Below are 9,616 nucleotides of genomic sequence, written 5' to 3'. Positions count from 1 at the left end.
TGCGCAGATTGTGCACCAGACGGACACCTCGGCGAGGGCTGCTCACCAGATGGGTATCGCGGCTAGGCTCACCGCGTGCTGTATTGGTTCTTGAAGTGGGTCGCCATCGGGCCAGTCCTTCGCATCGTCTTCCGTCCCAAGACTTTCGGCGTGGAGCACGTGCCCTCCGAAGGCCCGGCGATCCCGGCGAGCAACCACCTCTCCTATGCCGATTGGCTGTTCATGCCGCTGACGCTGCCGCGGCGCGTGACGTTCGTGGCCAAGGCTGAGTACTTCACCTCGCCCGGCATCAAGGGGTGGTTCCAGAAGAAGTTCTTCTCGGGCGCCGGCCAGTCCCGATCGACCGCTCCGGCGCCAACGCCGCCGAGGGCGCCATGAAGTCGGCGATGAAGATCCTCGCCGAGGGTGAGCTGTTCGGCATCTACCCCGAGGGCACGCGCAGTCACGACGGCAAGCTCTACCGCGGCAAGACCGGCGTGGCCCGCCTCGCGCTCGTGAGCGGCGCCCCCGTGGTGCCCTGCGCCGTGGTCGGCACCGACGTCGTTGCACCGACCGGCAAGGTCTTCGGCCAGTGGACCCGTCCGGTCGTCCGGTTCGGTCCGCCACTCGACTTCTCCCGCTACGCCGGGCTCGAGAACGACCGCTACATCCTGCGTGCCGTCACCGACGAGATCATGTACGAGGTCATGCGGCTCTCCGAGCAGGAGTACGTCGACATGTATGCCTCGAAGGCCAAGGACCTCGCCCGCGACCGAGGCCAAGGCGGCGGCCGCCGCCGCCAAGGAGTCCGCCGAGGGACCGGACTCGCCGCCCACGGAGAAGAAGGCGTCCTGACTCCGGGGACGGCCGTCGAGGACCGGCTCTTCCGGGCGCTCGCCCCGGTGCGGGTCGTCGTCACGATCAACCTGCTGGTCCTCAACGTCTACCGCCGCAACAACTACGACCACCCGTGGGCGGCCGTCGTCGCGATCACCGCGCTGGTGGCTTGGACGGGCTACGCGATCTGGGCCTCGACAGACGCGCAGCGGCGTACGAACACCTTCATCGTCCTCGACCTCGCTTGGGCGATCGGTGCGATCGCGGCCACGCCGCTGCTCAAGGGCGCCGACTACAACGCCACCATTCCCGGCTTCTGGGTGATGGGCGCGCTGCTGGCCCGGGCCATCCACTGGCACTGGAAGGGCGGCCTGATCGCGGGTGCGCTGCTCTCGATCACCGACCTCGGCCTGCGCGACGGCATCGACCGGGCCAACTACGGCAACGTCTTCCTGCTGATGATCGGCGGGCCGATCGTCGGCTACATGTGTGAGTCGCTGCAGCGGATGGCCGCCGAGCGGGACGCCGCCGAACGTGCGGCGGCCGCCGCCGAGGAGCGCACCCGCCCGGCGAGGGCGGTGCACGACGGAGTGCTGCAGGTGCTTGCGCTGGTCCAGCGCCGGGGCACGGGTTCCGACGACGCCGAGATCGCCAAGCTGGGAAGGCTCGCGGGGGAGCAGGAGCGCGTGCTGCGCTCGCTGATCCGCCAGCAGGGCACTGTCACCACGGGCCCCACGGTGCGCGACCCGGCCGGGATGCTCGAGGAGCTCGGCACCGGACACGCGCTGCGGGTGGAGGTAGCGACACCGGGCGTGCCGGTGCCACTGCCCAGCGAGGTGGCGCACGAGCTCGTCGCCGCAGTCGGCTCGTGCCTCGACAACGTCGCCACGCACGTGGGTCCTGATGCGCACGCGTGGGTGCTGCTCGAGGCGCTGCCCGCCGAGGTGGTCGTCTCCGTCCGCGACGACGGCCCGGGCATCCCGCCCGGACGCCTCGATTCCGCGGTGAGCGAGGGGCGGCTCGGTGTCAGCGAGTCCATCCAGGGGTCGGATCGCCGACCCGGGCGGTACGGCGACGCTCGACACCGGCCCGCACGGAACCGAGTGGGAGCTGACGATTCCACGATGACTGACAGGACGATCATCTGGGACAGCCACTGCTCCTTCTGCCACCGGTGGGCGCGGGTCCTGGCCCGGCTCGACGTGACGGGCGCGCACCAGTTCATCGGCACGGCCGAGCCGGATGCCTACGCGGATCCGCGGGTCACCCGCGAGGACACCGAGCGGGCGCTGCAGCTGCTCACCCCCGCCGGCCGGTTCGAGGGGTACGACGCCATCCGTCGCGTCCTCGCTCGCTCGCCACTCACGTTCTGGTTCGCGCCGCTGCTGTGGCTGCCGCCGGTGCGGGCCGTGGGGGAGCGGGTCTATTGGAAGGTCGCCGCGAGTCGTACCTGCGCCATCGGGGCGCCGCAGCCTCCGCTCAAGATGCCGTGGCGACGGCGCTGACTCACAGCACGTTGGACAGGAAAGCTTTCGTGCGCTCGTGCTGAGGGGACCTGATGACCGCCAACGGCGTTCCGCTCTCCACGACTCGGCCCTCGTCGAAGAAGGCCGGGGTGTCGCCCACCTCGCGCGCGAACGCGATCTCGTGCGTCACCACGACCATCGTCATCCCGCCCAGCGCCAGCTCGCGCATGACCTCCAGCACCTCGTCCACCAGTTCCGGGTCGAGCGCGGACGTGGGCTCGTCGAAGAGCAGCAGCGCCGGGTCCATGGCCGGGGCCCGGGCAATCGCCACCCGCTGCTGCTGACCGCCCGACAGCTGGTGCGGCCGCTTGTGCGCATGATCGGCCAGCCCGACGCGCGCGAGGTGTTCGCGGGCGTCGGCCCGGGCCCGGCGAGGACTGCGGCCCGCGACGTGGATGGGAGCACAGGCGACGTTCTCCAGCGCCGACTGGTGGGCGAAGAGGTTGAACCGCTGGAACACCATGCCGATCCGACGTCGGAAGACGGCGAACTCCTGCGCGTTCCACGGGTGGTAACGGCCGCCCCGCAGGGTGTGCCCTGACCTGCTCGTCGAGCACCGTGAGGCTGCCGCCGTGCACCGGCTCCAGCCCGTTGATGCAGCGCAGGAACGTCGACTTGCCGGACCCGGACGGGCCGATGATGCAGCTGACCTCACCGAGGGCGACTTCGAAGTCGATGCCGTTGAGCACCTGCACGTCGCCGTAGCTCATCCGGACGTCCCGCGCTGTCACGACCGTGCTCATGCGAGTGCTCCCGTGGTGATGGGGATGGGCTGCGTGGGTTGTGAGGAACGACGGACGGACCTGACTGCGTCGGCACCGAACCTGCGCTCAAGCCACGACTGGCCGAGGGTGGCGACGAAGGTCATCAGCATGTACCACAGGCTCGCCACGATCAGGAGCTCCATGATCAGGTAGTTGCTCTTGTAGATCTGGCTGGCGTTGGTCATCAGGTCGTTGCCCGCCACGACGTAGACCAGTGACGTGGTCTTGAGCATCGAGATGAACTCGTTGCCGGTCGGCGGGATGATGATCCGCAGCGCCCGGGGCAGCACGATGATCCGCATCCTTTTCGTGGGCGTCATGCCCGGGGCGTAGGCCGCTTCGGTCTGTCCGCGGTCGACCGCCCGGATGCCGGCGCGGACCGTCTCGGCGAAGTACGCCGCCGAGGTTGAGCCCGAGGCCGAGCATGGCCGCGGTGAAGCCGGTCATCAGCTCGTTGGTGTCCCACTTCATGCCGATGCCGGTGAAGGGCACCCGCAGCACCAGGTCGGGGAAGAGGAAGGCGAGGTTGTACCAGAAGATCAGTTGCACCAGCAGCGGTGTGCCGCGGAAGAACCAGATGTAGAGCGTGGCCAACCACTGCAGCACGGGGTTGTCCGCGAGGCGCATCACGGCGAGCAGGACCCCGAGGCTGAGCCCGATCACCGTGGCCGGGACCGAGATCTGGAGAGTGACCAGCACGCCCTCGAGGATCTTGTCAGCGAACAGGTAGCGGCCCACCTCGTGCCAGTCCGGGCGAGGGTTGGCCACGATCGCCCACACGAGGCGACCGGCGACAGCCAGCGCGATCAGCCCCGCGAGCCACCGGCGCAGGTGCCACGGGGCGCGCCACCGGCACCTGCTGGCCGGCCACATCGACGAACGGGGCTGAGCGCGCGGCCATGGTCACTCGCCGCCGTTGATCTCGGCGGAGGTCACGGCGAGCTTGTCGAGGTTCCGGGCGGCGAGGATGTCGGCGTACTCACCGCTGTCGATGAGGGCGTCGAGCGCTCCCCGGACGGCGTCGATCAGCTCCGCGTCCTCGGGGGCGAGGGCGATGCCCCGGGGCGACTCGGTGCCGTCGATCGGCAGCGCGTCGATCTCCAGCTTGGGATCGGCCGCCTTGGTTGCCGCCACGACGTAGTCGGTGATGTTGGGCTCTGGGCGCGCCCGTTGCGGACCTGAAGCAGCGCTTCCGGTCGCCGGGGAACTTGAGGATGTCGATGGCGTCCTCGCCGGCGTCGGTGCACTCGGCGTCGTAGGCCTCGGGCAGTCCGAGCGACGAGCCGTTGTCGACCACGGACACGGTCTGCCCGCACATGTCAGCAGGAGTGGCGATGCCGTCGGGGTTGCCGGACCGCACGATGAAGCCGGCGCCGGCCGCGACGTAGTCGACGAAGGTGACCTGCGCCTGCCGCTCTGCGTTGTCGGTCATCGACGAGAGGATCACGTCGTAGCGGTCGCTCACGACGCCGGGGATCTGGGCGTTGAAGTCCTCGTTGGCGATGGTGACGGGCAGACCGAGCTTGCGGGCGATCGCCCGGCCTAGTGACGGGTCCAGCCCGATCAGCGTCTTGCCGTCCGAGCCGAACATCTCCATCGGCGGGTAGCCCTCGGACGTGGTCATCCGCAGGCCCCTCTCGCGTACCTCGGCCGGCACAGCGGCGGCGAGGTTGTCGTCGGGCGCGATGGCGTTGATGACTGACGCCGCCTTGTCCTCGGCCGGCGCCTCGTCGAGCTGGGAGGCGTCGATCGTGGTCGACGCGCTGGGGTCTGCCTTGGCCCCGGCGTTGTCGAGGGATTCGCCGCCACAGGCGGCGGCGCTGAACAGGACCGCGGCGGCGGCGAGCGAGGTGGTGACACGGCTGAGCTTCACGGGTTCTCCTGGTGGGTTCATGCCCGGGTGGGCTGGGTTGAGCGGTCGTGCTGCCAGCGGACGAGTCCGCCGACCACGGTGGTGAGCACGGTGGCGGCTCTGACCGCCTCTGGTGGTGCCACATGGGGGTCGGTGTCGACTACCACGAAGTCGGCGAGGAACCCGGGCGCCAGCACGCCCTTGCGGTGGTCCTCACCGGCCGCCCACGCGGACCCGAGAGTGTGGGCGGTGAGAGCCTCGCCGGCGCTGAGCCGCTGCCCCGGCTGCCAGCCACCGTCGGGGGTGCCGTCGGGACGCGTGCGGGTCATCGCGGCGTACATCGCGTGGAACGGGTTCGCCTCCTCGACGGGTGCGTCGGACCCGAAGGCGAGCGGCACTCCCGCGTTCAGCAACGAGCGCCGGGCGTAGGACGCCGAGTCCCGGTCGCCGAGCAACTGTTCGGCGAGGTCGATGTCGCTCGTACAATGGGTCGGCTGCATCGAGGCCACGATGCCGAGCCGAGCCATCCGCTGGACGTCGACGGGGCGCAGGTGCTGGGCGTGTTCGATTCGGTTGCGCAGCCCGACCGGGCCAGCCGCTTCGAATGCGTCAAGGACCAGCTGGTTGGCGCGGTCGCCTATGGCGTGTACGGCGACGGCCAACCCGGCGCCGTTCGCGCTCCGGACCTGCGCCAGCAGGTCGGCGTACGGCGTCACGGCGATGCCGTGGTTCCCCTGCTGGTCGGCGAAGTCGTGGCTCATGTGGCAGGTGCGCGATCCGAGCGCGCCGTCGCTGAAGAGCTTGACCGGTCCCGTGCGGAACCAGTCGTCACCGTCTCCGGTCCGCCGCCCCTCCGCGAGCGCCAGCTCGAGGTCGGGGGAGCGGACGGCCTTGTGGACCCGCAACCCCGGGTGGCCGGCCTCGCGCAGCAGCGAGGTAGGCATCGCGGCAGTCCTCGCCGTCGATGTCATGAATGCTTGTGAGTCCCATCGAGAGCAGGTGTTCCTGCGCCCGCTGCAGCAGGCGCGGAAGGTCGTCGGTCGCTGGCAGCACGTGCGCGAGTAGGGTGGCGGCCGTCTCGCGCAGCAGGCCCGTCGGTTCACCGGTGGCGTCGCGATCGATCTCGCCACCGATCGGGTCGGGGGTGCGCCGATCGATGCCAGCCAGCTGCAGCGCGTGTGTTGGCCCGGGTGGTGTGGCCGTCCACGCTCGACAGCGCAGCGGGGCGCGGACCGGAGGCGGTGTCGAGTGCCCAGCGGTCGGGCCGAGCGGGTGGAGCCCGAGTGTTGCTGTTCCAGCGACCGCCGAGCAGCCAGTGTCCGGAGCCACCGTGGTGGCGTGATCGGCAACGAGTGCTAATGCTTCGGCCGGGGGTGCGCGCCGGTCGTAGGTCGACACTCACCAGTTCACGCGCGAGGTTGGCGGTGTGGATGTGGGCGTCGTAGAAGCCGGGAAGGACCACGGCGCCGCCGAGATCGATCACATCGTCCGGCGCGGCGGCGGCGTCGCGGACCATCGCCTCGTCGCCGATGGCGAGCACGGTCTCACCGTCGACGGCGAGCGCCTCGACGGGGCGCTGACCTGCGACTCCGGTGTGGAAGGTCGCGTTGCGATAGACGCGGACACTCACTCGACGGGCCCTTTCGACGATGCTGTGGCGAGCAGATGGGGCTGGACCACCTGCTCGCCGCCCGAGGCGCCGGGCGTGACGAACCATAGGAGCGCGCGGGCTCGCCATGGAAGACTCGCGGGGCCCGGTGACGACGACGGTTCGCGATCCTGAGGACAAGGAATGCTGATGCTCAAGCCTGAACACCTGCGCACGCTCCAAGAAGTGGTGCGACGGGGATCCTTCGCCGCGGCGGCCAATCGACTGGGCTACACCGCGTCGGCGGTGTCCCAGCAGATCGCGGCGCTGGAGAGGGAGACGGGGGTGCGACTCTTCCAGCGGACCGCTCGCAGTGTCGTGCCGACAGAGGCGGCCGAGGTGATGGTGCGGCACTCGGATGCCGTGCTCTCCCAGATCGATCGGCTCGTGGTGGCGGTCGCGGACGTCGGTCGGCACACGCATCGTGACGTGCGGATCGGCGTCTTCCCGAGCCCGGGAACACACGTCCTGCCAGCGGTGCTGGCGCGGCTCACGGAGGAGCAGCGGCTGGCGATGCGGGTGGAGCTCGCCGAGCCCTCCCACCTGATCCGTGAGTTGGGCTCCGCGGGCGACCCGGGATGCCGCGATCGTCTACCGAGGTGGGGCAGTCGGGCCTGTCGTGGCCGTCAACGGTGACCCGGCACTGGATGGGCGAGGACCCCTTTCGGGTGGTGTTTCCCGAGAGCTGGGGGCGGCGGCTCAGTGCGCCGTACCCGGCCGAACAGCTGGCCGATCTCTCCCGGATCCTGCACCACCCGGGGTCGAGCGACGCCGCGATCTTCGACGCCTTCTTCGCGCGCTGGGACCTGCACCCCAGAGTGGTGGCGCACTCCGACGACTTTCACGCCACCCTCGCGCTGGTCGGTGCCGGGCTCGGGGCCGCGCTGGTGCCCGACCTCGCGCTGCGGGAGATCCCGCCGCGCGTGGTGGTGGCCGACGTGGCGTGGTTCAACATCAGCCGCAGCATCTTCGCGCTGGTGCACCCGGATCGGGTGTCGGCCGGACTCAGCGACCTGCTAGACGGCGTGGCGGCCTCGCTCGCGCCCGATCGGCCACGCAACGATGCCGACTAGGTTGACGGCCGTGACCATCCACTCGGACCACCCCTTCGCGACTCCCGACGACGCGGCCCGCCGGTTGCGCGGGCGTCTCGGTGGCCGAGTCTCGCTCTGGACCGCGGGCGCAGCCACCGACCGCGCGGGGCTGACGGTCTCGTCGCTGCTCGTCGCCACCGGAGACCCCTCGTTCGTCATCGGTCTCCTCGACCCCGATTCCGACCTCTCCGATCGACTCCGGGTCGACGATGCGCGGTGCGTGGTGCAGCTGCTGTCGTGGGGCCACCACGACCTTGCCGAGCAGTTCGCCGGCCAGATGCCCGCGCCGGGTGGCCTGTTCGCCGCCGCGGACACGTGGCTCGAGACCCCGTTCGGCCCACGGCTGGCAGACGTCGAGACTGGGCCGACTGCGTCGTCAGCGACATCCGCGAGGTGGGCTGGTCGATCCGGGTCACCGCCCGGATCGAGTCGATCATGCTCGGTGCGGATGACCCGTTGCAGCACCGACGTGGCCGCTACTCCCACTAGGGTCCAACCATGGCTGACGAGGCGATCCGGATCATGGTGGTCGACGACCACCCCATGTGGCGCGATGCCGTCGAGCGCGACCTGCAGGCCGCGGGGTTCGACGTGGTTGCGGTCGCTGCGGACGGTCACCGGGCGCTGGCCCGCTTCCCCGGCCGCACGCCCGCAGGTCGTCGTACTCGATCTGCAGATCCCCGGGCCCAACGGCGTCGAGGTCACAGCGCAGGTCCTGCAGCACGACCCGTCGGCACGGGTGCTGATCCTCTCCGCGTCGGGCGAGCAGAACGACGTGCTGGAAGCGGTGAAGGCGGGAGCCACTGGATATCTCGTGAAGTCGGCGTCGCGCGACGAGCTGCTCGATGCCGTACGCCGAGTGGCGGCCGGCGACACGGTGTTCACACCCGGACTGGCGGGCCCGGTGCTGGGAGAGTTCCGCCGGATGGCGGACGGTCCGGCCGACGACCCGCGCGACGAGCTCACCGATCGCGAGACCGAGATCCTGAAGATGGTCGCGAAGGGGATGAGCTACAAGCAGATCGCCGAGCGGCTCGTCATCTCCCACCGCACCGTTCAGAACCACGTGCAGAACACCCTGCGCAAGCTGCAGATGAACAACCGCGTCCAGCTCACCCGCTGGGCGATCGAGCACGGCCTCGACGACGAGGACTGACGTGGCGGAGTGGCGACGGGCGATGCCGGTCGATGCGGGACCGCTGGCCGACCTCGAGCGGGACGCCAACCTCGTCGGCCTCGCGCACGTCTTCGGCGACCTGCCGTTCCCCTACGACGCGGTGCTCACCCGGTGGGTGCTGGTCCTCGACGACCCCGAGGTGGTGACTGAGGTGGTGGCCGGAGATCAGGGACTGGTCGCCTATGTGGCGTACGACCCCGAATCCTTGCGCCATCTGGCCGTCCACCCCGACGCGTGGGGGCGCGGGATCGCCCGCGAAGCAGTGGCCCGCTCGGGCGCCAGCCGGTTGTGGGTGCTCGAGCAGAACCACCGGGCGCGCGGGCTCTACGAGTCGCTGGGCTGGGCGCCGACCGGCGTCACCCGGGAGTGCCCCCGGAAGCCGCACCCGACCGAGCTGGAATATCGACACCTAGGATCCAGCGTGTGACCGACTCGCTCCCGGAGATCGCCGACCAGCTCTACGGGCTGCCCCCGGCCGACTTCACGCCTGCCCGTGACGCGCTGGCGAAGGAGCACAAGGCGGACAAGGAGCTCGCCGCGCAGGTCAAGGCGCTGAAGAAGCCGTCGCTCGCAGCCCGGGTCGTCAACCTGCTCGTACGCCGCGATGCACCCCGGGTCGAGCAGGTGCTCGCCGTCGGGGGCAGCGCTGCGGGAGGCCCGGAGCCAACCTCGACGGCGAGGAGCTGCGGGCTCTCACTCGGCAGCGCCGCCAGCTGACCGCGGCCGTCACCACCCGGGC

General features: G+C 70.3%; 11 protein-coding genes and 3 pseudogenes. 7 read left to right on the top strand and 7 right to left on the bottom strand.

Annotated elements, in window-relative coordinates:
* Positions 1–75 precede the first annotated feature (75 nt).
* Positions 76–378 carry a lysophospholipid acyltransferase family protein gene (locus LP418_RS00810; protein ID WP_257954885.1) on the top strand — a complete coding sequence of 101 codons (303 nt, stop codon included), beginning with the start codon at positions 76–78 and terminating at the stop codon, positions 376–378.
* On the top strand, positions 375–2,321 hold the full coding sequence (gene macS / locus LP418_RS00805) for a MacS family sensor histidine kinase (protein ID WP_257954884.1): 1,947 nt from the start codon (positions 375–377) through the stop codon (positions 2,319–2,321). The genes LP418_RS00810 and macS overlap by 4 nt, the downstream gene beginning before the upstream one ends.
* Before the next feature lies 1 nt (position 2,322).
* On the opposite strand, the gene LP418_RS32040 is transcribed toward macS, so the two are convergent.
* The 7 genes and pseudogenes from LP418_RS32040 to LP418_RS32020 all read right to left on the bottom strand — a co-directional run bounded on the left by LP418_RS32040 (position 2,323) and on the right by LP418_RS32020 (position 6,474).
* Positions 2,323–2,805, bottom strand: coding sequence for an amino acid ABC transporter ATP-binding protein (locus LP418_RS32040; protein WP_442940072.1), 483 nt, complete (start codon positions 2,803–2,805; stop codon positions 2,323–2,325).
* A gap of 145 nt (positions 2,806–2,950) precedes the next feature.
* Positions 2,951–3,052 (bottom strand): annotated as a pseudogene (locus LP418_RS32035) (ATP-binding cassette domain-containing protein); the annotation flags it as partial.
* Positions 3,053–3,081: 29 nt separating this feature from the next.
* Positions 3,082–3,474, bottom strand: coding sequence for an ABC transporter permease subunit (locus tag LP418_RS32030; protein WP_442940353.1), 393 nt, complete (start codon positions 3,472–3,474; stop codon positions 3,082–3,084).
* A 169-nt stretch (positions 3,475–3,643) separates the two neighbouring features.
* Positions 3,644–3,979, bottom strand: a pseudogene (locus LP418_RS32025) (ABC transporter permease subunit); the annotation flags it as partial.
* A gap of 106 nt (positions 3,980–4,085) precedes the next feature.
* Positions 4,086–4,979 carry a transporter substrate-binding domain-containing protein gene (locus tag LP418_RS00790; RefSeq protein ID WP_257954882.1) on the bottom strand — a complete coding sequence of 298 codons (894 nt, stop codon included), beginning with the start codon at positions 4,977–4,979 and terminating at the stop codon, positions 4,086–4,088.
* Between the two features lie 17 nt (positions 4,980–4,996).
* Positions 4,997–5,902 (bottom strand): amidohydrolase, encoded by a 906-nt coding sequence (locus LP418_RS00785; protein ID WP_257954881.1) that lies wholly within the window; start codon positions 5,900–5,902, stop codon positions 4,997–4,999.
* Positions 5,787–6,474 (bottom strand): annotated as a pseudogene (locus LP418_RS32020) (amidohydrolase family protein). The gene LP418_RS00785 and the pseudogene LP418_RS32020 overlap by 116 nt, the downstream one beginning before the upstream one ends.
* 282 nt (positions 6,475–6,756) lie before the next feature.
* Here LP418_RS32020 and LP418_RS00775 point away from each other — a divergent pair.
* The 5 genes from LP418_RS00775 to LP418_RS00755 are packed head-to-tail and all read left to right on the top strand — an operon-like array spanning position 6,757 to position 9,594.
* Positions 6,757–7,242, top strand: coding sequence for a LysR family transcriptional regulator (locus tag LP418_RS00775; protein WP_257954879.1), 486 nt, complete (start codon positions 6,757–6,759; stop codon positions 7,240–7,242).
* Between the two features lie 11 nt (positions 7,243–7,253).
* Complete coding sequence (locus tag LP418_RS00770; protein ID WP_257954878.1) at positions 7,254–7,679, top strand: LysR family transcriptional regulator substrate-binding protein; 426 nt, start codon at positions 7,254–7,256, stop codon at positions 7,677–7,679.
* A gap of 10 nt (positions 7,680–7,689) precedes the next feature.
* Positions 7,690–8,856, top strand: coding sequence for a LuxR C-terminal-related transcriptional regulator (locus LP418_RS00765; RefSeq protein ID WP_257954877.1), 1,167 nt, complete (start codon positions 7,690–7,692; stop codon positions 8,854–8,856).
* Position 8,857: 1 nt separating this feature from the next.
* On the top strand, positions 8,858–9,304 hold the full coding sequence (locus tag LP418_RS00760; RefSeq protein ID WP_257954876.1) for a GNAT family N-acetyltransferase: 447 nt from the start codon (positions 8,858–8,860) through the stop codon (positions 9,302–9,304).
* Positions 9,301–9,594, top strand: a complete 294-nt coding sequence (locus LP418_RS00755; protein WP_257954875.1) for a hypothetical protein — start codon at positions 9,301–9,303, stop codon at positions 9,592–9,594. Before LP418_RS00760 ends, LP418_RS00755 begins: the two co-directional genes overlap by 4 nt.
* The last annotated feature ends 22 nt before the right edge of the window (positions 9,595–9,616 follow it).

Source organism: Nocardioides sp. B-3 (assembly GCF_024703895.1).
Classification (GTDB): domain Bacteria; phylum Actinomycetota; class Actinomycetes; order Propionibacteriales; family Nocardioidaceae; genus Nocardioides.
Note: the sequence above shows the minus strand (reverse complement) of the source record. Positions and strands in the feature narration are given on the sequence as shown.

Excerpts from the sequence above, each read along its gene's own strand:
- LP418_RS00785 (WP_257954881.1), bottom strand. The coding sequence starts at position 5,902 with ATGCCTACCTCGCTGCTGCGCGAGGCCGGCCACCCGGGGTTGCGGGTC.
- LP418_RS32040 (WP_442940072.1), bottom strand. The coding sequence starts at position 2,805 with ATGGTGTTCCAGCGGTTCAACCTCTTCGCCCACCAGTCGGCGCTGGAG.
- macS (WP_257954884.1), top strand. The coding sequence starts at position 375 with ATGAAGTCGGCGATGAAGATCCTCGCCGAGGGTGAGCTGTTCGGCATC.
- LP418_RS00770 (WP_257954878.1), top strand. The coding sequence starts at position 7,254 with ATGGGCGAGGACCCCTTTCGGGTGGTGTTTCCCGAGAGCTGGGGGCGG.
- LP418_RS00775 (WP_257954879.1), top strand. The coding sequence starts at position 6,757 with ATGCTCAAGCCTGAACACCTGCGCACGCTCCAAGAAGTGGTGCGACGG.